26 protein-coding genes are annotated in these 22,288 nt (G+C 69.0%); 20 read left to right on the forward strand and 6 right to left on the reverse strand.

Annotated elements, in window-relative coordinates:
- Positions 1-91 precede the first annotated feature (91 nt).
- The gene (gene soxR / locus ABZ345_RS41150; protein WP_359860398.1) at positions 92-556 is read right to left on the reverse strand and encodes a redox-sensitive transcriptional activator SoxR; all 465 of its coding nucleotides are present in this window, start codon (positions 554-556) and stop codon (positions 92-94) included.
- A gap of 55 nt (positions 557-611) precedes the next feature.
- Here soxR and ABZ345_RS41155 point away from each other — a divergent pair, with 55 nt between their 5' ends.
- The 6 genes from ABZ345_RS41155 to priA all read left to right on the forward strand — a co-directional run bounded on the left by ABZ345_RS41155 (position 612) and on the right by priA (position 5,771).
- Positions 612-1,274 carry a thiamine pyrophosphate-dependent enzyme gene (locus ABZ345_RS41155; RefSeq protein ID WP_359860399.1) on the forward strand — a complete coding sequence of 221 codons (663 nt, stop codon included), beginning with the start codon at positions 612-614 and terminating at the stop codon, positions 1,272-1,274.
- A complete protein-coding gene (locus tag ABZ345_RS41160) occupies positions 1,274-2,167 on the forward strand; it encodes a transketolase (protein ID WP_359860400.1) in 894 nt (297 codons plus the stop codon). The genes ABZ345_RS41155 and ABZ345_RS41160 overlap by 1 nt, the downstream gene beginning before the upstream one ends.
- Positions 2,168-2,361: 194 nt before the next feature.
- Positions 2,362-3,174 carry a hypothetical protein gene (locus ABZ345_RS41165; RefSeq protein WP_359860401.1) on the forward strand — a complete coding sequence of 271 codons (813 nt, stop codon included), beginning with the start codon at positions 2,362-2,364 and terminating at the stop codon, positions 3,172-3,174.
- Between the two features lie 10 nt (positions 3,175-3,184).
- A complete protein-coding gene (gene hisH, locus ABZ345_RS41170) occupies positions 3,185-3,820 on the forward strand; it encodes an imidazole glycerol phosphate synthase subunit HisH (RefSeq protein ID WP_359860402.1) in 636 nt (211 codons plus the stop codon).
- The gene (locus ABZ345_RS41175) at positions 3,817-5,043 is read left to right on the forward strand and encodes a hypothetical protein (protein WP_359860403.1); all 1,227 of its coding nucleotides are present in this window, start codon (positions 3,817-3,819) and stop codon (positions 5,041-5,043) included. The genes hisH and ABZ345_RS41175 overlap by 4 nt, the downstream gene beginning before the upstream one ends.
- Positions 5,040-5,771, forward strand: coding sequence for a bifunctional 1-(5-phosphoribosyl)-5-((5-phosphoribosylamino)methylideneamino)imidazole-4-carboxamide isomerase/phosphoribosylanthranilate isomerase PriA (gene priA, locus ABZ345_RS41180; RefSeq protein ID WP_359860404.1), 732 nt, complete (start codon positions 5,040-5,042; stop codon positions 5,769-5,771). Before ABZ345_RS41175 ends, priA begins: the two co-directional genes overlap by 4 nt.
- Here priA and ABZ345_RS41185 read toward each other — a convergent pair.
- Together ABZ345_RS41185 and ABZ345_RS41190 are read right to left on the reverse strand one after the other, a co-directional pair.
- Complete coding sequence (locus ABZ345_RS41185) at positions 5,737-6,438, reverse strand: Clp protease N-terminal domain-containing protein (protein ID WP_359860405.1); 702 nt, start codon at positions 6,436-6,438, stop codon at positions 5,737-5,739. The two genes, priA and ABZ345_RS41185, sit on opposite strands and share 35 nt — an antisense overlap.
- Positions 6,439-6,778: 340 nt before the next feature.
- Entirely contained in the window at positions 6,779-7,159 is a 381-nt protein-coding gene (locus tag ABZ345_RS41190; protein WP_359860406.1) for a PPOX class F420-dependent oxidoreductase, read from the reverse strand.
- Between the two features lie 45 nt (positions 7,160-7,204).
- On the opposite strand from ABZ345_RS41190, the gene hisF reads away from it, so the two are divergent.
- The 4 genes from hisF to ABZ345_RS41210 are packed head-to-tail and all read left to right on the forward strand — an operon-like array spanning position 7,205 to position 8,991.
- On the forward strand, positions 7,205-7,963 hold the full coding sequence (gene hisF / locus ABZ345_RS41195) for an imidazole glycerol phosphate synthase subunit HisF (RefSeq protein WP_359860407.1): 759 nt from the start codon (positions 7,205-7,207) through the stop codon (positions 7,961-7,963).
- Positions 7,960-8,319, forward strand: coding sequence for a hypothetical protein (locus ABZ345_RS41200; protein ID WP_359860408.1), 360 nt, complete (start codon positions 7,960-7,962; stop codon positions 8,317-8,319). Before hisF ends, ABZ345_RS41200 begins: the two co-directional genes overlap by 4 nt.
- The gene (gene hisI / locus ABZ345_RS41205) at positions 8,316-8,666 is read left to right on the forward strand and encodes a phosphoribosyl-AMP cyclohydrolase (protein WP_359860409.1); all 351 of its coding nucleotides are present in this window, start codon (positions 8,316-8,318) and stop codon (positions 8,664-8,666) included. Before ABZ345_RS41200 ends, hisI begins: the two co-directional genes overlap by 4 nt.
- Positions 8,659-8,991, forward strand: coding sequence for a hypothetical protein (locus ABZ345_RS41210; protein WP_359860410.1), 333 nt, complete (start codon positions 8,659-8,661; stop codon positions 8,989-8,991). The genes hisI and ABZ345_RS41210 overlap by 8 nt, the downstream gene beginning before the upstream one ends.
- On the opposite strand, the gene ABZ345_RS41215 is transcribed toward ABZ345_RS41210, so the two are convergent.
- Positions 8,988-9,599 (reverse strand): TetR family transcriptional regulator, encoded by a 612-nt coding sequence (locus tag ABZ345_RS41215; RefSeq protein WP_359860411.1) that lies wholly within the window; start codon positions 9,597-9,599, stop codon positions 8,988-8,990. The two genes, ABZ345_RS41210 and ABZ345_RS41215, sit on opposite strands and share 4 nt — an antisense overlap.
- A gap of 38 nt (positions 9,600-9,637) precedes the next feature.
- On the opposite strand from ABZ345_RS41215, the gene ABZ345_RS41220 reads away from it, so the two are divergent.
- The 6 genes from ABZ345_RS41220 (at position 9,638) to ABZ345_RS41245 (ending at position 15,207) form a co-directional block, all read left to right on the forward strand.
- Entirely contained in the window at positions 9,638-11,176 is a 1,539-nt protein-coding gene (locus ABZ345_RS41220; protein ID WP_359860412.1) for an anthranilate synthase component I, read from the forward strand.
- Positions 11,166-11,564, forward strand: a complete 399-nt coding sequence (locus ABZ345_RS41225) for a Trp biosynthesis-associated membrane protein (protein WP_359860413.1) — start codon at positions 11,166-11,168, stop codon at positions 11,562-11,564. The genes ABZ345_RS41220 and ABZ345_RS41225 overlap by 11 nt, the downstream gene beginning before the upstream one ends.
- Positions 11,565-11,696: 132 nt before the next feature.
- Positions 11,697-12,506, forward strand: a complete 810-nt coding sequence (gene trpC, locus ABZ345_RS41230; RefSeq protein WP_359860414.1) for an indole-3-glycerol phosphate synthase TrpC — start codon at positions 11,697-11,699, stop codon at positions 12,504-12,506.
- Positions 12,507-12,531: 25 nt separating this feature from the next.
- Positions 12,532-13,752 carry a tryptophan synthase subunit beta gene (trpB, locus tag ABZ345_RS41235; RefSeq protein ID WP_359860415.1) on the forward strand — a complete coding sequence of 407 codons (1,221 nt, stop codon included), beginning with the start codon at positions 12,532-12,534 and terminating at the stop codon, positions 13,750-13,752.
- Positions 13,749-14,540 carry a tryptophan synthase subunit alpha gene (gene trpA, locus ABZ345_RS41240; protein WP_359860461.1) on the forward strand — a complete coding sequence of 264 codons (792 nt, stop codon included), beginning with the start codon at positions 13,749-13,751 and terminating at the stop codon, positions 14,538-14,540. Before trpB ends, trpA begins: the two co-directional genes overlap by 4 nt.
- A 106-nt stretch (positions 14,541-14,646) precedes the next feature.
- Positions 14,647-15,207 carry a Uma2 family endonuclease gene (locus ABZ345_RS41245; protein ID WP_359860416.1) on the forward strand — a complete coding sequence of 187 codons (561 nt, stop codon included), beginning with the start codon at positions 14,647-14,649 and terminating at the stop codon, positions 15,205-15,207.
- On the opposite strand, the gene ABZ345_RS41250 is transcribed toward ABZ345_RS41245, so the two are convergent.
- Positions 15,204-16,352, reverse strand: a complete 1,149-nt coding sequence (locus tag ABZ345_RS41250) for an FAD-dependent monooxygenase (RefSeq protein WP_359860417.1) — start codon at positions 16,350-16,352, stop codon at positions 15,204-15,206. The two genes, ABZ345_RS41245 and ABZ345_RS41250, sit on opposite strands and share 4 nt — an antisense overlap.
- A gap of 144 nt (positions 16,353-16,496) precedes the next feature.
- Here ABZ345_RS41250 and lgt point away from each other — a divergent pair, with 144 nt between their 5' ends.
- The 3 genes from lgt to ABZ345_RS41265 are packed head-to-tail and all read left to right on the forward strand — an operon-like array spanning position 16,497 to position 19,553.
- Positions 16,497-17,489 (forward strand): prolipoprotein diacylglyceryl transferase, encoded by a 993-nt coding sequence (gene lgt, locus ABZ345_RS41255; protein ID WP_359860462.1) that lies wholly within the window; start codon positions 16,497-16,499, stop codon positions 17,487-17,489.
- Between the two features lie 3 nt (positions 17,490-17,492).
- Positions 17,493-18,155, forward strand: coding sequence for a response regulator transcription factor (locus ABZ345_RS41260; protein WP_359860418.1), 663 nt, complete (start codon positions 17,493-17,495; stop codon positions 18,153-18,155).
- A gap of 48 nt (positions 18,156-18,203) precedes the next feature.
- On the forward strand, positions 18,204-19,553 hold the full coding sequence (locus ABZ345_RS41265; protein ID WP_359860419.1) for a HAMP domain-containing sensor histidine kinase: 1,350 nt from the start codon (positions 18,204-18,206) through the stop codon (positions 19,551-19,553).
- Here ABZ345_RS41265 and ABZ345_RS41270 read toward each other — a convergent pair.
- Entirely contained in the window at positions 19,543-20,442 is a 900-nt protein-coding gene (locus ABZ345_RS41270) for a TAXI family TRAP transporter solute-binding subunit (protein WP_359860420.1), read from the reverse strand. The genes ABZ345_RS41265 and ABZ345_RS41270 overlap by 11 nt on opposite strands.
- Positions 20,443-20,553: 111 nt before the next feature.
- On the opposite strand from ABZ345_RS41270, the gene dctA reads away from it, so the two are divergent.
- Complete coding sequence (gene dctA / locus ABZ345_RS41275) at positions 20,554-21,900, forward strand: C4-dicarboxylate transporter DctA (protein WP_359860421.1); 1,347 nt, start codon at positions 20,554-20,556, stop codon at positions 21,898-21,900.
- The last annotated feature ends 388 nt before the right edge of the window (positions 21,901-22,288 follow it).

Here is a 22,288-nt window from a genome sequence, read left to right on the forward strand (position 1 = left end):
GACCCGCTACGCCAAGCGCGTCGCCTACTACCAGGCCGAACTCACCATCGCCGCCATCGTGCTCTGGCTCCGATGACTTACAGGACACGCACTAGACCGTGCCGCCCTCCAGCACCGGCTTGAGCTTGGGTGCGCCGGGGCCGTGTGCGGCCTGCTCGTCGTCGATGTTCTGCAGTGCGCAACTGCGCAGCGAGAGGCAGCCGCAGCCGATGCAGCCGTTCAGCCGGTCGCGCAGCCGGAACAGCGCGTCGATGCGGGCGTCGAGTTCCGTCTTCCACGAGCGGGAGAGGCGTTCCCAGTCGGATTTGGTGGGCGTGCGGTTGTCGGGGAGTTGGGCCAGGGCGTCGCGGACGTCCTCGAGGCTCAGGCCCACGCGTTGTGCGGTGCGGATGAAGGCCAGGCGGCGCAGCACCGAGCGCTGGTAGCGGCGTTGGTTGCCCGCGGTGCGGACGGAGGCGATCAGGCCGCGGTCCTCGTAGAAGCGCAGCGCGGTGTGGGGGACGCCGCTGCGGTCGGCGACCTGGCCGATGGTCAGCATTTCCGGCAACTTGCTCACCCGATCATGGTAGCCGCTTGACCTCCAGCTTGGTCGAGGTTGAACAGTTGGTGGCATGCAACGGATACCAGAGCTGTTCGCGAGGATGACCGGGGACGAGAAGCACGAGTGGGCGGCGGCTTCCACGATCGACGTGCTCTGGGTCCTGTACGACAAGGTCCTGAACGTCACTCCCGCCACCGTCGACGACCCCGGCCGCGACCGGTTCCTGCTCTCCAAGGGGCACGGGCCGATGGCCTACTACGCGGTGCTGGCGGAGAAGGGGTTCATCGACGGGTCCACTTTGGACGGCTGGACGTCGTGGGACAGTCCGCTCGGCCAGCATCCCGATCGGGTGCTCGTGCGCGGTGTCGAGATCAGCAGCGGATCGCTCGGCCACGGGCTGCCGATCGCGGTGGGGACGGCGATCGGGCAGCGGGTCGCCGGGAGCGCTGGGCGGACGTTCGTGCTGGTCGGAGATGGTGAGCTGGACGAGGGCAGCAACCACGAGGCGATCGCGGTGGCGGCGCGGTTGAACGTCGCGAACCTCGTCGCGATCGTGATCGACAACCAGTCGGCGATGTACGGGTGGCCCGGCGGCATCGCGCGGCGGTTCGCCGTCGAGGGCTGGCAGACCACCGAGGTCGACGGTCGCGATCACGAGGCCATCTTCGCCGCACTGACCGCGCAGCACGACCGCCCGTACGTGGTCGTCGCCAAGATCGAGAGGAGCTACTGATGACGACGATGCGCCAGGCCTTCGTCAAGACCGTCAACGACGAGATCGGCAGGGACCCGCGGATCGCCGTCGTGACCGCGGTGATCTCCAGCAACGAGTTCCCGCAGGAGAACGAACGCGTCGTGGACGTCGGGATCCGCGAGCAGACCATGGTCGGAGTGGCGGGCGGTCTGGCGTTGGCCGGGCTGCGGCCGGTCGTGCACAGCTACGCGCCGTTTCTCGTTGAACGGCCGTACGAGCAGATCAAGCTCGACATCGGCCATCAGGACGTGGGCGCGGTGTTCGTGAGCATCGGCGCGTCCTACGACGACCCGGCGTGGGGGCGCACGCACCAGTCGCCGGGTGACGTCGCGTTGTTCGACACGTTGCCCGGCTGGACCGTTCACGTGCCTGGCCATGCGGACGAGGTCACGCCGTTGTTGCGACAAGCTTTGAAGGACGACAACCGGGTGTACGTCAGGCTTTCGCTGCACGAGAACACGCAGGCGTATCCGGTGGGTGAGGGATTCACCGCGCTGCGTCACGGAAAACGCGGTGTGGTGCTCGCCGTCGGACCGATGCTCGACCGCGTGCTGAAGGCCGTCGACTCCGAAAACGCCGACCTCACGGTGCTTTACGCGGCCACGGTCCGACCGTTCGACTCGGACGGACTGCTCAAGGCGGTGCGGGACACCGATCAAGCCGACGTCATGGTGGTGGAGCCGTACCTCGAGGGAACTTCATCTCATCTAATTTCCGAAGCCTTGCAACTAATCCCGCACCGTGTGCGTTGTATAGGCGTCAAACGACACGCAGAGCTCCGCAACTACGGCACGGCCGAGGATCATGACGCCGCGCACGACCTTGACGTGGTGGGGCTGGGGAGTGCTGTGCGGAGTTTCTTCAGGGGGTGAAGAAATGTTCGCAGTCATGGGGGATGACTGGACCGGCGCGCCTTCTCGCGCCGTCTGAGGGATGAAGTGGCCGGCGCGATCGGGCCGGATGCCCGGTCGCGCGGCCGCTGTTCGCAACGTCCGTCCGTTTCGGAACGCGAAAACCTTGGCATGTCTGCCTCGGGTCGCGGGGCGGACGAGGAATGATGTTGCTCGTGAGAATGCTGATCTGGACCCCGTTGAACGCCGCCGAGCTGCAGAAGGCCATGCACAGCGGCAACGTGGGCCCCGCGGCGCTGGTTCCGGTCCAGTCCGGCACGGTGCTGCTGCCTCCTCCGGCCACCAGGCTCGGCGAGGCCGCGTACATGGCGAACAGGGTCCGCAAGATCGGCGGTGGCGCCGCGCTGGCGGTGTGGAACGACGACGCCGCCCTGCTCTACCTCTTCACGACCTCGCTCGGCCGCGCCACGATGTGGGGCTCGCGCGAGGCGGTGCTGCGGCTGTCGGCGGAGGCGAAGCAGTCCGGACCGGTGGGAAAGCTCCTCGACCGCTCGACCGCGGGCCTCGTCAACCTGCGGGAGAAGGAGAAGTGGCAGCAGGACGCCATCGACAAGCTCACCGCGCTGTACCCGGCGGCCGGTCGCAAGGGCCCGCTCGCGCGCATTCGCGACTTCGAGAACGCGCGCCAGGCGATCCCGGACTTCTTCCGCGCGGCGGGACTGCCGGAGGTCGCTCAGGTCGCTGAACTCACGGAGGAGGGCCGCGCGGACTTCATGCTGCAGACGCTGGAGCCACCACGCGCGCAGCTGTGGCCGTTGGCGCTGTTCCTGCCGTTGATCGTGCTCATGGCGTTGACGACTGTCCTGCTTCACATCCCGACGGTCTTCTACTACCTCGTCGGCGCACTCCTGATCGTGTTGCTGGCCGGGGCGCTCGTCGTGCTGAGGCGGCGCCTCGTGCGGACGAAGCCGATCAACACCGTGTTGCCGGTCATACCGGTGACGCAGGGTGCCGCGCCGACCGACTAACCTGGTGGTCGTGGCACGTGTCGTCGTACTTGACTATGGATCCGGCAACCTGCGCTCGGCCGAGCGCGCGCTTCAGCGGGTCGGCGCCCATGTCGAGGTGACGGCGGACCCGAAGGCCGCGCGTGACGCCGACGGTCTCGTCGTTCCCGGCGTCGGTGCCTACGCCGCGTGCATGGAGGGCCTGAACTCCGTGCGCGGGGCCCGGATCATCGGTGAGCGCCTCGCGGGCGGCCGGCCGGTGCTCGGCATCTGCGTGGGCATGCAGATCCTGTTCGAGCGCGGCATCGAGCACGGCGTGCTGACCGAGGGCTGCGGCGAGTGGCCCGGCACCGTCGAGCGGCTCGAGGCGCCGATCGTGCCGCACATGGGCTGGAACACGGTCCGCGCGCCGGAGGGCTCGCAGCTCTTCGCGGGCCTCGACAAGGACACCCGCTTCTACTTCGTGCACTCCTACGGCGTGCGCCGCTGGGAGCTGGAGCCGGCCGAGCACCTCAGGCCGCCGCTGGTGACGTGGGCCGACCACGCGGGCGACGAGTTCGTCGCGGCCGTCGAGAACGGTCCATTGTGGGCGACCCAGTTCCACCCGGAGAAATCCGGTGATGCCGGAGCACAACTGCTGCGGAACTGGTTGACTACCTTGTCGTGATCACACGACTGTTGACGGCAGCCGCACTGACGGCTGCCTCCGTTGCTGTGCCTGGGGGCGCACTCGCCGCACCGGCTCCGTTCCACGACAACTTCGACGGCGCCGTGCACGCGTCACCGACGCTGGGACTGAACGACAACCTGAAGCACCGGCAGGGGACCGGTGCCGTGACCTACACCCGCACATCCGCCGGTGGGTCGGTGGAGGTCAACGACCCCAAGCATCCGGGCACGCTCCTGATGCGCTCCGGGCCGACCTTGGTGCGCCTCGACGCACCGTCCACCGGCTCGGCCATCTCCGCGAAGCTGGTCCCGGCCGGCTCGTCGACCGTGGTGCTCAGCCGCTCCGCCAACATCGCGGGTGAGGTGACCGACCCGGCCGTCGACCTCGGCTTCTCGTTGCGCGCCAACGGAAGCGTGCAGATCTACCAGGCCGGTCAGGTCGTGAGCACGCTGGACAGGTTCGCGAAGGCCCGCAAGGACGGCTCGTTCGACGTGACGCTGAAGTTCGGCAGCGCGCTCGACCTCACCGTCAACGGCAAGCGCACGACGGTAAAGCTCGAGCTGCCGACGGAACGGCAGTGGGTCTACCTCGGTCACTCCGGCACCGCGGCGGGGCTCGTCGACAACCTGACCATCGAACAGCTGAACTCCGACGACCTGCGCAAGCGGCCCGGCTCGACGCTGCGCTACTACGGCTACGTCGGCGCGTCCCCCTCGGCGGTGCGCGGTCACAGCAACCTGAACCTGATCGAGGTGGGGTCGGTCACGGCGGCCGGGCACCAGGTCGACGGGTTCGTGGCTCGAGACGGCGACACGGCGCGTCAGGTGAAGAAGCTCTTCCCCGGCAAGAAGGTCATGCTCGTGGTGGCCGCCTCGCAGGTCGACGACGCGTTCCAGGCGCCGGAGGAGGTCGACGGGGTCGGCTTCCGCGCGCCCTGCGCCGGTTACGACGAGCTCGAAACCCTGATGATCAAGCTGCAGGAGCGCGTTCCCGCCAAGGACCTCTTCCTGCTGCCGGAGTCCTCGCCGCAGGCACCGTGCGCGGACCTGGGCGATGCCGATCTCGCGGGCACCCAGTACCTGTACCTCGCGCTCATCCAGCAGTACCCGAGGTACGCGGGTTTCCTGGCCGCGCCCGTTCCCGCGCAGTTCACGCGCACCGCGGACGCCCAGGAGCGCGTGGCCGCCCTCGTACTGGGGGACGCTAGGCTGAGCGGGTGACGTTCACACTCCTCCCCGCTGTTGACGTGGCTGACGGCAAGGCCGTCAGGCTCGTGCAGGGCGAAGCCGGTACCGAGACGAACTACGGCGAGCCGCTCGACGCGGCCTTGCAGTGGCAGCGCGACGGAGCGGAGTGGATCCATCTCGTCGACCTCGACGCGGCCTTCGGCCGTGGCTCGAACCGCGACCTCGTCGCCCGCGTCGTCGGCGAGCTGGACGTGAAGGTGGAGCTGTCCGGCGGCATCCGCGACGATGCGTCGCTGGAGGCCGCGCTGGCCACCGGCTGCGCTCGCGTCAACCTCGGGACCGCGGCCCTGGAAGACCCGGAGTGGTGCGCGAAGGCCATCGCGGCGTACGGCGAGAAGATCGCTGTGGGCCTGGACGTCCGCATCACCGAGCAGGGCCACCGGGTCAAGGGCCGTGGCTGGACGTCGGACGGCGGCGACCTCTGGGAGGTCCTCGACCGGCTCGACCGCGACGGCTGCGCGCGTTACGTCGTGACGGACGTGTCGAAGGACGGCACGCTGACAGGTCCGAACCTCGAGCTGCTGAGCGAGGTCTGCGCCCGCACCGACGCCCCGGTGATCGCGTCCGGTGGCGTGTCCACTGTGGACGACCTGGTCGCGCTGTCGAAGCTGTCGCGCGATGGCGTGGAGGGCTCGATCATCGGCAAGGCCCTGTACGCCGGTGCTTTCACGCTCCCGGAAGCACTTGCTGCGGTCCGTTGACGACCTTCTCGATGTGAGCGGCCGCGGCCGCGTGCGTGACTCCGGTGGAGTGCAGCACGCGGGCCGCGGTCCCGTCTTTGTCGAGCAGCACGCCGAGCAGGATGTGCTCGGTGCCGATGAACATGTGGCCCATCCGGAGTGCCTCGCGCACGGCCAGTTCCAGCGACTTCTTGCAGTGCGCCGAGTACGGCTGCTTCTCCGGGCGCTGCTTGGCCTCGTTGTCGAGCCGGTGCAGGGTGGCGATGCGGGTGCTGCCGTCGCCGGACTCCAGCTTGGCGATGGTCTTGGCCGCGAGCCCCGCCGACTCGTCGAGCAGGCCCAGCAGCAGATGCTCGGTGCCGATGCGTTCGCTGAACCGCGCGTGGTGCCTCGCCAGCGCGATGACGCGGCGTGAGCGCTGGGTGTAGCGCTCCGTCGACGGCTTGCTCAGCTCCGGCGACTCCTTGGGCACGAACCGCTTCTGCGCTGCCTGCTTGGTGACGCCGAGGCTCTCGCCGATCTCGGACCAGCTCGCGCCGCCACGCCGTGCCTCGTCGACGAAGTGGCCGATGAGGTGGTCGCCGAGCTCGTTCAGCTGACCGCTCATCTCCACCGCCTTCGCGAGGCGCAGGAGGGCGTCGTCGGCTTCTTGAGCGACCGTCACGATGAGGTCGGTCAACTGGATCATGCGTCAACTTTAGGTTGACGATGAGTGTGGGGTCAACCTCGGGTTGACGCTCAATGTTGACGCTGGCACTCAATGTTGACGGGCGCGATCAACGTCGATGGGCGCGATCAACGTTGACGAGCTCAATCAACACGCACGGGTGACAACGTTGTCATCCCGCCAACGCAGTCCACGCTGCTTCGGGGCAGGCGATGTTGATCGCGCAGTCCATGTTGATGGGGCGCGTCAATGTTGAGTCAACGTCGATCGGCGCTGTCAATGTTGACTGCCTGAATCAACATGGACTGGCCGAATCAACATGGACTGGCCGAATCAACATGGACCGTGGCAGCTGGCGGGGTCAGCCGGCGGGCGTGATCTCGATGCCGACCGTGCCGGTGCGGCCCCGGCGCAGCTTGCTCCCGGTCATGGTCAGCCACCCCATCAGCCCGTACTTCTTCACGATCCGCGAACGGACGGCGTCGCTGGCGTCATCGTCCAGCAACCGGGCGCGCGCCTTGATCGACTCGCCCTTGGGGTTGCCGCGCAGGTCGCACGGGCCGATCTCGACGTCGCCGCTGCGCCGGATCCGCTTGACCTTGCCGGTGTCCTTGGCGCTCCAGGCGTAGATCACGTCGTCGGTGTCGCCGGGAGCGACCCAGACCGGCGTGGGCACCGGGGTGCCGTCCTTGCGGAACGTCGTCAGCAGCAGGTAGTCGCCACGGCCCAACTCGGTGATCATGGTGTCGCAGCGTAGTCCTCGGACGCCCCTTGTAGGCTTTCGCGCATGTCAGTGGCTGTTCGCGTCATCCCCTGTCTCGACGTCGACCGGGGCCGGGTGGTGAAGGGCGTCAACTTCACGAACCTCGTCGACGCGGGCGATCCCGTCGAGCTGGCCAGGGCGTACGACGCCGAGGGGGCCGACGAGCTGACGTTCCTCGACGTGACGGCCAGCAGCGGTGACCGCGAGACGACGTTCGACGTGGTCCGGCGCACGGCCGAGCAGGTGTTCATCCCGCTCACGGTCGGTGGCGGCGTGCGCAGCCCCGAGGACGTGAACAAGCTGCTGCGGGCGGGTGCGGACAAGGTCAGCCTCAACACGGCGGCGATCGCGCGGCCGGAGCTGCTCAGGGAGTGCTCCGAGCGGTACGGGGCGCAGTGCATCGTGCTCTCGGTCGACGCGCGGCGCGTGCCCGGCGGCACCGGCTTCGAGGTCACCACGCACGGCGGGCGCAACGGCACCGGGATCGATGCCATCGAGTGGGCCGCGAAAGGCCAGGAGCTGGGCGTCGGCGAGATCCTGCTGAACTCGATGGACGCCGACGGCACCAAGGCCGGATTCGACCTCGAGCTGATCGAGCTGGTGCGGCGTGAGGTCGACGTGCCGCTGATCGCCAGCGGTGGCGCCGGCGCGGTCGATCACTTCCCGCCCGCCGTCGCGGCCGGTGCGGACGCCGTGCTCGCGGCCAGCGTGTTCCACTTCGGGCAGCTCCGCATCGGCGAGGTCAAGGACGGCCTGCGCCAGGCGGGGGTCGTGGTGCGATGACGCCGGTCGAGGTGCGGGTGGCCTCGGCGGTCGCGTTCGGCGGGGCACTGGTCTTCTTCGTGGTCGGGCTAATCCTGTGGCGCTCGACCGGGGAGGCCGACGTGCTGAAGCTGCCGTCGTTCGTCGCGGCCGTCGAGCTGCCCGTGGCGGCGGCGTTGCTCCTCAGACTGCGGTTCATGCACTACCCGGCGATGGTCGTGTTCATCCTCGTCGCGCTGCTGCATCTCGTGATCGTCCTGGCCGACGGCCCGGTGTGGGCGCGCGTCGCGTCCGGCGTGCTGTCCGCCGTGCACATCTACGGAGTGGTCCTGCTCAACACCGGACCGTCTCGCGAACACCTGGGAGGCCCCAGTTGAGCAGCCCGCTCGATCCCGCCGTCTCCGCTCGGCTCAAGCGCACACCGGACGGCCTGGTCTGCGCGGTCGCCCAGCAGCGCGGTACCGGCGAGGTGCTGATGGTGGCGTGGATGGACGACGAGGCACTGCACCGCACCCTCACCACCCGCCGCGCGACCTACTACTCGCGCAGCCGCCAGCAGCTGTGGGAGAAGGGCGAGACGTCCGGCCACACCCAGTACGTGCACGAGGTCCGGCTCGACTGCGACGGCGACACGCTGCTGCTGACCGTCGACCAGGTGGGCGCCGCGTGCCACACGGGCGACCGCACCTGCTTCGACGCCACGGTCCTGCTCGCCGATGGCTGACATCACGCTCCGCGTCGAGGCCTCGGGCGAGAACCTGACCAGGGTCACCGCGGAGCTGCTCGAACTCCTGGCCACGGCCGCCAGGCTGGACGCGCGACGGCTGGACGCCCCGGTGGACGGCACCGCCCGCTCGATCAGCTTCGACGAGTTCCTGGCGATCGGTCCTGTGCCGCCGGACAAGGCGGGCGCGGTGTCCGCGGTGCTGGCGGAGTGGGCGAAGAACTCGAAGCGCAGGCTCACCCTCAGCTCCGGGGACGACCAGCTGGTCGTCGACGGCACCGCCGCGCAGACCGCGGTCGAGCAGTGGCTGGGTGAGCGCGGCTAGTCCAGCGAGCCGGTCAGGTACCGCTGCAGGTTGGGGCCGATCGCCTTCACCACGGTCTCGACGTCGACCGACGCCAGCGGTTCGAAGTGGACGACGTACCGGACTATCCCGAGCCCGACCATCTGCGTGGCGCACAAGGTCGCGCGCAGCTCGCGTTGCTCGGCGCCGATCTCCGCGAGCAGGTTCTTGAAGATCGCGTTCACGAAGAACGACTTCAGTGCGTTCGCCACTTCCTGCTGGCTGGTGACGCTGCGGATCAGCGCGGCGAAGGTGCCGCCGCCGGTCGCGTCCCAGACGCCCACGAAGGTGCGGACGATGCGCTCGCCCGCCTGCTCGACCGGACCGTCGACCAGCCGTTTGAGGATCTCGGCCGGATCGAACGGGAGCTGCAGCACGGACTGCGCGAACAGGCCTTCCTTGCCGCCGAACCAGTGGTTGACCATGGCGGCGTCGACGCCGGCGCGGGCGGCGATCGCACGGACCGTGGCGCCGTCGTAGCCTTTCTCGACGAACACCTCGCGGGCCGCCGCGATGAGCGCCGCCCTGGTGTCCTCGCCCGCGGCGCGGCGGCCTCGCCGTTTCTGGTTCACTTGCTCCACGCGGGTCATAGTTCAACAGATGTTGAATTTATGCAACAATTACCGGCATGGTGAGCGTCATCGGGGCTGTGGCCGCCGCTGGTCTGGGGGCCGTGAGCCCAACGCGCGAGGAGTTCCGCGAGCTGGCGGTCAACCGCCGGGTGATTCCGGTGGTGCGCAGGTTGCTGGCGGACGCCGAGACGCCGGTCGGTCTCTACCGCAAGCTGGCCGCTGACCGGCCCGGCACGTTCCTCTTCGAGTCGGCCGAGAACGGGCATTCGTGGTCGCGCTGGTCGTTCATCGGCGTGCGGTCGTCCGCGGCGCTCACGGCGACCGGCGGCGAGGCGTACTGGACGGGCACGCGGCCCGTCGGCCTGCCGGACGGTGGTGACCCGCTGGAGGCCCTGCGCGAGACCGTCGAGGTGTTGCGCACCGACCCGTTGCCCGGCATGCCCCCGCTGACGGGTGGCATGGTCGGCTACATCGGCTACGACGCGGTCCGGCGGCTCGAACGGCTGCCGGTCATCGCTGAGGACGACCTGAAGATCCCCGAGCTGGTCATGCTGCTCGCGACCGACCTGGCCGCGCTCGACCACCACGAGGGCACGGTCACGCTCATCGCGAACGCGATCAACTGGGACGACTCGCCGGAGCGCGTGGACGCGGCGTACGAGGACGCGGTGCGGCGCCTGGACGAGATGACGACGCAGCTGCACACGCCCGCGCCGCCGACCGCCGCGGTGTTCAGCAGGCCGAAGCCCGAGTTCCGGCGCCGGCGTTCGCAGGCGGACCACTTCGCGGCCGTCGAGAAGGCCAAGGAGGCCATCCGGGCGGGCGAGGCGTTCCAGGTCGTGGTGTCGCAGCGGTTCGAGATCGAGACGGACGCCGACGCGCTCGACATCTACCGGGTGCTGCGCGCGACCAACCCCAGCCCGTACATGTACCTGCTGCGCCTCGAGGGCTTCGACATCGTCGGCTCCAGCCCCGAGGCCCTGGTCACGGTGCGCGACGGAAAGGCGACCACGCACCCCATCGCGGGCACCCGCTGGCGCAGCGAGGACCCCGAAGAGGACGCGCTGCTCGAGAAGGACCTCCTCGCAGACCACAAGGAACGCGCCGAGCACCTGATGCTCGTCGACCTCGGCCGCAACGACCTGGGCCGCGTCTGCAAGCCGGGTTCGGTGCACGTCGTCGACTTCTTCAAGGTCGAGCGGTACAGCCACGTCATGCACATCGTGTCGACCGTGACCGGTGAGCTGGCCGAGGGCAAGACGGCCTACGACGCGGTCGCGGCCTGCTTCCCGGCCGGCACGCTGTCCGGTGCGCCGAAGCCGCGCGCGATGGAGCTCATCGAGGAGCTGGAACCCACCCGTCGTGGCCTCTACGGCGGCGTTGTGGGCTATTTCGACTTCGCCGGGGACGCGGACACCGCCATCGCCATCCGGACGGCTCTCGTGCGCGACGGGGTGGCCTACGTGCAGGCCGGTGGCGGCATCGTGGCGGACTCGGATCCGCTCGCCGAGGACAACGAGTGCCTGAACAAGGCGGGCGCGGTGCTCGCCGCGATCGCCACGGCCCAGACGATGCGGCCCGCCGTTGAAAGCTAGTCCACTGTGGATCGCCGCACTCCTGCTCGTGGGTGCGGCGGGTGCCTTCTGGGGCGCGGGATCCGTGCCACTGGCGCTGCTGAGCCTCGCCGCCGTCGCCGCGGCCGTGGCGCTCAGCGGCGTGGCGCGCCGGATCCTCGGCGTGTTGCTGGTCGTCGTGGGTGTGGCGGCGGCGTTCACCGGCCACTGGCTCGCGATCGCGGGCGGCGCGCTCGTGGTGGTCTCCGGCGTGCTTCAGGCAGCACTCGGGGCCCGGATGCCGAAGATCGGGATGGGCGGGCAGAAGTCCCGTCCGCGGGACGCGGAGACGGACATGTGGCGCGCTTTGGAGCGTGGGGATGATCCGACCGACGATAAGACCCCCGGCGGACCTTCCTCGAACGAGTGAAGATCATTCATCCACGTTCACGCATGTGACACGTGCACAACCTCGGCTAGCTGCGTGGACACAGAACCCCCGGTGGCTGAGGCGTTACTCCGCCGGGGTTAGCATCCCCCTAGCGGGAAGGGGAGCAAGACTGTGACGGTTCTCGAGTCGATCCTCGAAGGTGTGCGTGAGGATCTCGCCGGTCGCGAGGCTCAGTTGTCCTTCGACGTCGTCAAGGAGCGCGCGGCCAAGGCAGCCCCGCCGCTCGACGTGATGTCTGTGCTGCGAGGCCCCAACGTCGGTGTCATCGCCGAGGTGAAGCGCCGCAGCCCCTCCAAGGGCGCGCTGGCGGAGATCCCGGAGCCTGCCGAGCTGGCGGCCGCCTACGAGGCGGGTGGCGCGTCGGTCATCAGCGTGCTCACGGAGCAACGGCGGTTCGGCGGGTCGCTCGCCGACTTCGACGCCGTGCGCAGGACGGTGAAGATCCCCATGCTGCGCAAGGACTTCGTCGTCTCGCCGTACCAGGTGCACGAAGCGCGCATGCACGGCGCGGACCTGGTGCTGCTCATCGTGGCGGCGCTGGAGCAGAACGCGCTGGTGTCGCTGCTCGACCGCGTGGAGTCCCTCGGGATGACGGCGCTCGTCGAGGTGCACACGGCCGAGGAGGCCGACCGGGCTCTGGAAGCCGGGTCGAGCGTCATCGGGGTGAACGCGCGCAACCTCCACACGCTCGAGGTCGACAAAGACGTTTTCGGCAGGATCGCTCCCGGACTACCCTTCGAGACGATCAAGATCGCCGAGTCGGGTGTGACCGGGCCTGGCGACCTGATGGCCTACGCCGGAGCGGGTGCCGACGCGGTGCTCGTCGGCGAAAGCCTGGTGACCAGCGGCGACCCCAAGGCCGCCGTGAACAAGCTCGTGACCGCCGGATCGCACCCGGCGTGCCCGAGGCCGAGCCGATAAGGCGTTCTGCAGGAGGAGCTACTCGATGGGCCAGTTCACGCCCACGCCCCACGATCCCGACGAGCGTGGCCACTTCGGCCCGTGGGGTGGCCGGTTCGTCCCGGAAGCTCTGATCGCGGCGGTGGACGAGCTGTCCGCCGAGTACGACAAGGCGCGCATCGACCCGGAGTTCCTGGGTGAGTTCCAGCGTCTGCTCAAGGACTACGCGGGCCGTCCGTCGCTGCTGACGGAGGCCCCGAAGTTCGCCGAGCACGCCGGGACGCGCGTGTTCCTCAAGCGCGAGGACCTGAACCACACGGGTTCACACAAGATCAACAACGTGCTGGGTCAGGCACTGCTGACCAAGCGCATGGGCAAGAAGCGCGTGATCGCGGAGACCGGTGCCGGCCAGCACGGCGTGGCGACCGCGACGGCGTGCGCGCTGCTGGGCCTCGACTGCGTCGTCTACATGGGCGAGGTCGACACCGAGCGGCAGTCGCTGAACGTGGCCCGCATGCGGCTGCTGGGCGCCGAGGTCATCCCGGTGAAGTCCGGCTCGCGCACGCTCAAGGACGCGATCAACGAGGCGTTGCGCGACTGGGTCACCAACGTCGACGAGACGCACTACCTGCTCGGCACGGCCGCGGGCCCGCACCCGTTCCCGCTGCTGGTCCGCGACTTCCACCGCGTGATCGGCATCGAGGCGCGCGAGCAGATCCTCGAGAAGGCCGGGCGCCTGCCCGACGCCGTCGTCGCGTGCGTCGGTGGCGGGTCGAACGCGATCGGCATCTTCCACGGCTTCATCGACGACGCCGACGTGCGCCTGGTCGGTGTCGAGCCCGGCGGTTCCGGCATCGAGTCCGGCCACCACGGCGCGACTTTGACGGCCGGCACGCCCGGTTCGCTGCACGGCGCGATGTCGTACGTGATGCAGGACGAGGACGGCCAGATCACCGAGGCCCACTCGATCTCCGCGGGTCTCGACTACCCCGGCGTGGGTCCCGAGCACTCGCACCTGAAGGACATCGGCCGCGCCGAGTACTTCCCGGTGACCGACGCCGAGGCGATGGAGGCGTTCGCGCTGCTGTCGCGGACCGAGGGCATCATCCCGGCGATCGAGTCGTCGCACGCTCTGGCGGGCGCGCTGAAGCTGGGCCCGTCGCTCGGACCGGACGGTCTGCTGATCGTGAACCTCTCCGGGCGTGGCGACAAGGACATGGACACGGCCGTTGCGTACTTCGGCCTCGGAGACGGGGGACAGGCCTGATGTCGTTGTCTGACGTTTTTGCGACGGCGAAGGCCGAGTCGAGGGCTGCTCTGGTCGGGTACCTGCCGGCCGGGTTCCCGACGGTCGAGGGCTCCAAGGGGTACCTGCGGTCGATGGTCGAGTCCGGCTGCGACCTGATCGAGGTCGGTCTGCCGTACTCCGACCCCGTGATGGACGGCCCGACGATCCAGGCCGCCGCCGAGCAGGCGCTGAAGGCCGGGTTCCGGGTGCGCGACGTGTTCGACGTCGTGGCGTCGGTGGCCGAGGCCGGTGGGCGTGCGGTCGTGATGACGTACTGGAACCCCGTGCTGAAGTACGGCGTGGACGCGTTCGCGCGTGACCTCGCGGCCGCCGGCGGGCTCGGGATGATCACGCCGGACCTGGTGCCGGACGAGGCCGACGACTGGATGGCGGCCTCCGAGGCGGACGGGCTGGACCGGGTCTTCCTGGTGGCGCCGTCGTCGACGGAGGACCGCATCGACATGACGGCCCGTGCGTCGTCCGGGTTCCTGTACGCCACGGCGGTCATGGGTGTGACCGGTGCTCGTGACGTGGTGTCGTCTGCCGCGCCTGAACTGGTCGCGCGGGTGCGTGCGCATTCCTCGATCCCGGTGGGTGTCGGGCTGGGTGTGCGGTCCGGGGCGCAGGCCGCGGAGATCGCCGGGTTCGCGGACGGGGTGATCGTCGGATCGGCGTTCGTTTCCGCGGCGAACGAGGGCGACGCCGCGGTGCGCGCGTTGACCGCTGACCTGGCGAAGGGTGTGCGCTCGGCTGCCGCCATCGTGTGATGGCATGGAGTTCCTCCAACTGCCAGCTTGGTCGTATGTACAAGCCAGTTGTCCGCCCGGCGTGCCACACTGGTGGTCGCCGGGCGGTTTTCGGAGGTGATGCCCTGTGGCGGCTCCAGCTGAAGCGGCAGCAGCCGCTTACCTGCTGCCGAGGCACGTGGGCCCGTGGTCGCTCGATGACGTCTTGTCCTTGCCGGAGGACAACAGTCAACGTGTCGAGCTCGTTGACGGGATGCTTCTCGTGAGCCCGCTGGGGTCTTTTCGGCATCAGGAGTTGGTGTTCGACTCCGCGGCTGCCCTGCGCGCCGCGTGCCCGGACTACTTCCAGACGACGATCGAGCTGAACGTCCTGCTCGCCAGCGGCCGCCTCGTGATCCCGGACTTCACCGTCGTGAATCCGCGCGAGGTCGGCGTCATGTACCCGGTCTCGGACGTGGTGCTCGTCGGTGAGGTGCTGTCGCCGGCCACGCGGCTGAACGACCTCGGTCTGAAGCGCGAGCTGTACGCCCAGGCCGGTGTGAAGTACTACATGATGGTCGATCCCGAGCCGAAGGTCGCCGAGGCGATTCTGCTCGAACTCCAGGGCACCGAGTACGTCGAGATCGCGAAGAGCGTGAACGGCGTGTTGGAGATCGAGCGGCCCTTCCCGGTCACCATCACGTTCTAGCCGTAGAGCCACTCCAGCCGTTCGTGCAGGTCAGCCGTAGTCCAGGACGCGAACATCGCGTTGCGGGCGTCGGCGGCCGCACCGGCCGGGTGGTAGACCTCCCGTCCCATCAACCGTGAGACGTGGTGGACGCGCGCGGTCCTCGCTGCACGCAGAGACACGTACCGGGCAAAAGAGCCATTCACGTCCCGCGGATCGAACACCGACGAGAGGCACACGGCGTCCTCCAGCGCCTGGCACGCCCCCTGAGCCGCGTACTGCAGCACCGGATGAGCGGCGTCGCCGAGCAGCACGACGCGCGAGTCCTGCCAGGTGGTGATCGGCGAGCGGTCGCACAGCACCCAGGCCCGCCACTCGTCGGCCAGCTCCATGATCCGGGCGGTTTCTGCGCACAACGGCGTGAAGTGCCGCAGCACCTCGTCGTGCTCGACGGGCTTGCCGGTCATCGGGTCCTGAGCGCCGTTGTCGGCCGTGGCCACGAGGTTCACGTACCGCCCACCAGCGATGACGTACCAAACCACGTGATAGTGCGGCCCGGCCCAGAGCGTGACGACGTTCTCCTTGAGCTCGTGCGGCACGTCAGCAGCGGGAATGACCGCCCGGAAGGTCGTGTGCCCGGACACCTGCGGATCCCCGTCGCCCACGAGTTGCCGCCTCACCGCTGACCGCAGCCCGTCCGCGCCGATCAACGCCGTCCCGTGCACGAGGTCGCCCGACCGCAGCACAGCGGTAACTCCCGAAGCGTCCTGCGTGTAGGCCTCGACGCCGCTGTTCACCCGCAGGTCGACGCGCTCGTCGTTCTGGCACGCGTCGAGCAACGGCGTCAGCACGTCGTTGCGGTGGACCACGGCATACGTCCCGAACCGCTCCTGAAAAGCGGAGTCGACGGGCAACGCCGAGATCACCCCGCCGGAAACCCCGCAACGTAATCGCAGCTCATCGACGTGCACGGCCCGCGCCCGCACCACCGCGCCCGCACCCAGCGAATCGAGCATGCGGAACCCGTTGGGCCCGACCTGGATACCTGCGCCGATCTCCTCGAACATCGCGGCCGACTCGAGCACCGTCACGCGGTGCCCGGCCCGTGCCAGCCCGAGCGCCGTAGCCAGACCACCGATACCGCCGCCGACCACCAGGACCGTCATGCGTCCGAGTATCTCGGCTCGGCGATCACGATCTCCCTAAGAAGGCCTTGCGAACCTCATGCGAAGCTCACCTAGGTCGCGAACCCCTAACGAAGGAGCGTCGCCAGGAGACGCCACCGGGCCCACCGGTACGGTGAGCGCGTGTTGAACGGCATCCTGGCCACGATCCCGAGCCCCGACCAAGGTGTGTGGTACCTCGGTCCGCTCCCCATCAGGGCCTACGCGCTGTGCATCATCGCCGGCATCATCGTCGCCATCTGGTGGGGTGAGCGCCGCTGGGTCGCACGCGGGGGCATCAAGGGCGAGGTGACCGACATCGCCGTGTGGGCGGTGCCGTTCGGCCTCGTCGGTGGGCGGCTCTACCACGTCATCACCGACAACCAGAAGTACTTCGGGCCGGGGAAGAACCCGCTCGCGGCGCTCGAGATCTGGAACGGTGGCCTCGGCATCTGGGGCGCGATCGCCCTGGGCGCGGTGGGTGCGTGGATCGGCTGCCGGCGCAAGGGCATCCCGCTTCCCGCGATGGCCGACGCATTGGCGCCCGGCATCGTCGTCGCGCAGGCCATCGGGCGGCTCGGCAACTACTTCAACCAGGAGCTGTACGGCGGCGACACGACGCTGCCGTGGGGCCTGGAGATCTACCGCCGCGTCACGCCGGAGGGCCGCGAGGACGCGCTGGCGGGTGTGGCCATCGACCACACGCCGATCCAGGTCGTGCACCCGACGTTCCTCTACGAGCTGCTGTGGAACCTCGGTGTCGCGCTGCTGATCGTGTGGGCCGACCGCAAGTTCCGGCTGGGTCACGGGCGGACGTTCGCGCTCTACGTCGCGGGCTACACGGCCGGGCGGTTCTGGATCGAGCTGATGCGCACGGACGAGGCGACGCTGATCCTCGGCACGCGCGTCAACGTGTTCGTGTCGGCGCTGGTGTTCATCGGCGCGGTCGTCTACTTCATCGTCGCCAGGTCGCGCGGCGAGCGTGAGGACATCGAAGCCCTGCGCGGCACCGACAAGCCTGCGGACTCCGAACCTGTCGCGGCGGAGCCCGAAGCCGTCGAAGAGACCGAGGACAAGAGCTCCGAGGACACCGTCACCTCCCCGGAGACCGTCAAACCGGAGTCCGTCAAACCGGAGTGATCTGTGCGCGTGCTCGTCGTCGAAGATGACGACCGGGTGGCCAGAGGCCTGCTGACCGCGCTGCGGCACGCCGGCTACGAGGTGCATCGGGTGGCCACGGCCGCCGACGCTCTCAAAGCCGCACCGGCTGACGTCGTGCTGCTCGACCTCGGCCTGCCCGACGGCGACGGCCTGGACGTGCTGCGCGAGCTGCGGCACCGTCCGGGCACCGCGGTGATCACGGTGACCGCGCGCGGCGAGGAGCGCGAACGCGTGCTCGGGCTGCGGGCGGGTGCCGACGACTACGTGGTGAAGCCGTTCGGCACGTCCGAGCTGCTCGCCCGCATCGAGGCCGTCCTCAGGAGAACCCGCACCCACCGCGCCGGGCCCGAGAGCGACGGGCCGATCCAGGTCGGCGCGCTGCAGATCTCCGCCTCGACCCGCGCGGTCACGCTGGCGGGGGAGCCGTTGTCGTTGACGCGCAAGGAGTTCGACCTCCTCGCCCTGCTCGCGACCAGGGCGGGTGAGGTCGTGAGCCGCGACTTCATCGTCGACCAGGTGTGGCAGGCGCACTGGGAGGCGCCGTCCCGGACGCTGGACACCCACATCGCGGCGTTGCGCGGAAAGCTCGGCGGCCACATCAAGATCGAGACGATCAGGGGCGTCGGCTACCGCCTCGCCACGTGACGAGCCTCCGAGAGACATCCGCGGACGGGTGCGGAACAATCGCGGCTGATGCTCCGCCGACTGCTCGTCATCACCGTTCCGCTGCTCGTCGCCCTGGTCGCGGCGCTCGGCATCCCGTTGGCGTCCGCGGTGGTGCAACGCGAAACCCAGACCACCTACCTCGACCGGCTCGGTGACGCGCGACGGTTCGCCTCGCTGGCCGAGAGCGCGCTGCAGTCCGACCGGCTCCTCGCGCTCGACTTCGAGATCCAGCGCTACGACCAGCTCTTCGACATCCCGGTCGCCCTGGTCAGCGCCGACAAGCGGGTGCTGCTGACCTCGCGTCAGGGCTTCAACCCGACCAACGATCCCGAGGTCACCACGGTCCTCAACGAGGCGCTCAACGGCATCCAGCCCGACGTCGCCTACGCGGCCTGGCCGTGGCGCGGCGGCCCGATGGTCGTCGTCGAACCGGTCGGCAGGGACAGCGAAGCCGTGGCCGCGGTCGTGTCGATCTCGTCCACGAGCGCGTTGCGGGCAGAGGTGCTGCGCCAGTGGGGCCTGATGGCTCTGGCCGGACTCGCTCCGATGCTGGCCGTCGTCGCGGCGGCGTGGCCGATGTCGCGGTGGGTGTTGCGGCCGGTCAGCAGGCTCGACGAGGCCACCGCCGCGGTCGCCGCCGGCAACCTGGACGTGCGGGCGGACGAGGTCGGTGGTCCGCCGGAACTGCGCAGGCTCGCGAAGAGCTTCAACACCATGGTCGACGTCGTCGGCAAGGCCCTGAACAGGCAGAAGGCGTTCGTCGCCGACGCCTCGCACCAGCTGCGCAACCCGCTGGCCAGCCTCCGGCTCGCCGTCGACAACCTCGCGCCGCACGTGGACGGCGAGCACGGTCAGGAGGCCCACCAGATCGCCGTCGAGGAGGCCGAGGAGATGGGACGCGTGCTCGACACCCTGCTCGCCGCGACCCGCCTGGACAGCGCCCGCAAGACCGAGCCCGTCGAGATCGACCAGCTGCTCGCGACCCACCGGCCGGCCTGGCAGGCGCTCGCGAAGTCCTCCGGCGTCGGCCTCGAGATCGAGATCCCGGCCGGCCTCACCATGCAGGAACCGCCCGGCGGGCTCGGCAGCGTGCTGGACGAGCTGGTCAGCAACGCCATCCGGCTCGCCAACGCCACCGAGGTCCGGATCATCGGCAGGCCCGGCGAGCTGCACGTCGTCGACAACGGCGACGGCCTGAGCGCCGACGAACGGGAGCTGGCGCTGCAGCGGTTCTGGCGCGCCACCAAACACCAGAACGTCGCGGGCACCGGGCTCGGGCTCGCGATCTGCGCCGAGCTGATCGAGTCGGCGGGCGGCACGCTCACGCTGCACGACGCCGGGCCGGGCCTCGACGTGAAGGTCGCCCTCAGCGCTTGACGGACCGGAACCAGCGCGCGGCACCGTCGTGCAGCGGCACCAGACCGGTCGCGATGCCGGTGCGGACGTTGATGCGCGCCGCCTCCGGATGCCCCTCCACGATCCGCGCGGTCTCGGTGAACACCGTCCGGGTGACGATCTCGACGACGTCCGCGCTCAGCGACTCGTGCGCCAGCAGCAGGTTCGGCACGGAGAACGTCTTGTTGGACGGCAGTGCCTCGTAGGTCTTGCCGGGGATCGTCGCCGGGATGTACGGGCCGCGGAAGGTGTCGGTGAACTCGATCGCCTCCTGCCCGATGTCGATCAGCCGCACGTTGCCCTTCAGCGCGGTGATCGCGGGCGTCGGGATTCCGGTCAGCGCGAGCATCGCGTCCAGCGACCCCTCGGCCACCCGGCGCGACGCCTCGGTGTGCGCCATCCGTTCGTCCACTGCGGACACCTTGAAGTGGTTCAGCATCCGGGTGGCGGTGAACTCGGTGCCGGAACCGATGGGGCCCAACGAGATCCGCTTGCCGGCCAGGTCGCGGAACCTCTCGATGCCCGAGACCGCCGGCACCGCGATCTGCATGAAGCTGTCGTAGAGCCGCCCGACCGCGCGGACGCTGCGGGGGTCGTCGATGGGGTCCAAAGAGGACAACGCGAGCTGGGCCTCGCCGGTGCGCAGCAGCCGGAGGTTCTCCACCGACGCGCCGGTGGGCCGCGGGATGACCTTGGTGCCGGGCAGCTGCTCGGCCAGCGCCTCGGCCAGAGCGCCCCCGACCTCGCGGAAGACGGCACCGTCCGGCCCGGTCGCGAGCACCAGTTCGGCGGGTGCCTCGACCTTGCGCTGGGTACACCCCGCGAGACCGAGAGCGGCCCCTAGCAGAAGTGTGCGACGGCTGAGCGACACGGAAGAAGCCTAGCCGTTACGTCAGAGGTGTCTGAAGTTTCCGTGTGTCGGCTTGTAGCTGACCGTGGCGCGGCTCACCCTCACTCCCAACGCGAAGTTCAAGGAGGAACCGTGGCGACCACGAGCACAGGCCGCAAACCGATCTACAAGCACCTCTACTTCTGGGTGCTGGTCTCCATCGTGCTGGGCGCGGCCGTCGGCTTCCTGTTCCCCAAACAGGCGTCCGAGATGAAGTGGCTCGCAGACCTGTTCGTCAACCTCGTCAAGGTCGTCATCGCGCCGACCATCTTCGCGACGATCATCGTCGGCATCGCGGGCCTCGGGAACCTCGCCAAGGCGGGCGGGCTCGCACTGCGGACGATCCTCTACTTCACCGCGATGACCACGGTGGCGCTGGCGATCGGCCTCATCGTCGTCAACATCGTGCAGCCGGGTCACCACGGCGGCGAGATCCACCTGAACGCCGAGGCGGCCAAGGACACGCTCAAGTCCGCGTCCAGCGCCGAGACCGGGGTCACCGGCTTCATCCTGAGCCTGGTGCCGAAGTCGTTCGTCAGCGCGTTCACGGACGGGCAGCTGATCCAGGTGCTCGTGGTCGCGATCCTCGTGGCCGTCGCGGTCGCCGGCATGGGCGAGCGCGGTGCCAAGGTCGTGTCCGCGATGGAGACGCTCTCCAAGGTCATGTTCGGCATCATCAAGATCGTGATGTACGCGGCGCCGATCGGTGCCTTCGGCGGCATCGCCTACACGGTCGGCAAGTTCGGCGGCGGCATCCTCAGCAAGCTGCTGTGGCTGATGGGCTCGTTCTACCTGACGTGTCTGCTGTTCATCATCGTCGTGCTCGGCATCGTGGCGCGGATCGCGGGCTTCAGCCTGCTGAAGTTCCTGCGCTACATCAAGGACGAGATCCTGATCGTGCTCGGCACCTCGTCGTCCGAGTCGGTGCTGCCGCGCATGATGGTGAAGCTGGAGGCGGCGGGCGCGCAGAAGTCGGTCGTCGGCCTGACGATCCCGACCGGTTACTCGTTCAACCTCGACGGCACGTGCATCTACCTGACCATGGGCGCCATCTTCATCGCCCAGGCCACCGGTCACGACGTCTCGCTCGGTGTTCAGATCGGCCTGCTGCTGTTCATGCTGATCGCGTCGAAGGGCGCGGCGGGCGTCACCGGCGCCGGCCTCGTCACCCTGGCCGCCTCGCTGCAGGCGTTCGAGGCGCACTCGGCCATCCCCGCGGTCGGCATCGCGCTGATCGTCGGCATCGACCGCTTCATGTCCGAGGCCCGCGCCATCACCAACGTGATCGGCAACGGTGTCGGGTCGCTCGTGGTCGCGGCCTGGCAGAAGGGTCTCGACAAGGAGCGTCTCAACGAGGTCCTGGACAACCCGGACCTGGTGGACGTGGACGACCTGCTGGAGAAGCAGCACACCGAGGACAAGCTGGCCACCGCTCAGTAGGCGTCCGTGGCCGGGGGCGTCTCTCCCCGTCTCCGGCCACGTGACCAGAGCAGGCCTCATGAATGCCGAGGCCCCCTTCTCCCCGCATGCGGCGCGGGAAGAAGGGGGCCTCGGTCTTTTGGTCCTGAACAACGGAGTGGACGGTGGCCAGGTGGCTACAGCTGGTCGCGAGTGAACGTCCACTAACTGAGACGACAGTGGTCGGACCAGGCAGGACGCTGGCTTACCCACTGAATCCAGTGTCAACACGTGAATGTCGCGCAGCTCTCAACACGCTGGCTGATGTTGAACACTCGGTTACGCTTACGCGGCTGTAACGAAGCTCGACGTCCGCTGCAATGTCGCTCAGCGCTGGGAAATCGTTACGCTTCCATGACCTAGATCACCC

The sequence above is a fragment of the Lentzea sp. NPDC005914 genome (assembly GCF_040629405.1).
Lineage (GTDB): Bacteria > Actinomycetota > Actinomycetes > Mycobacteriales > Pseudonocardiaceae > Lentzea.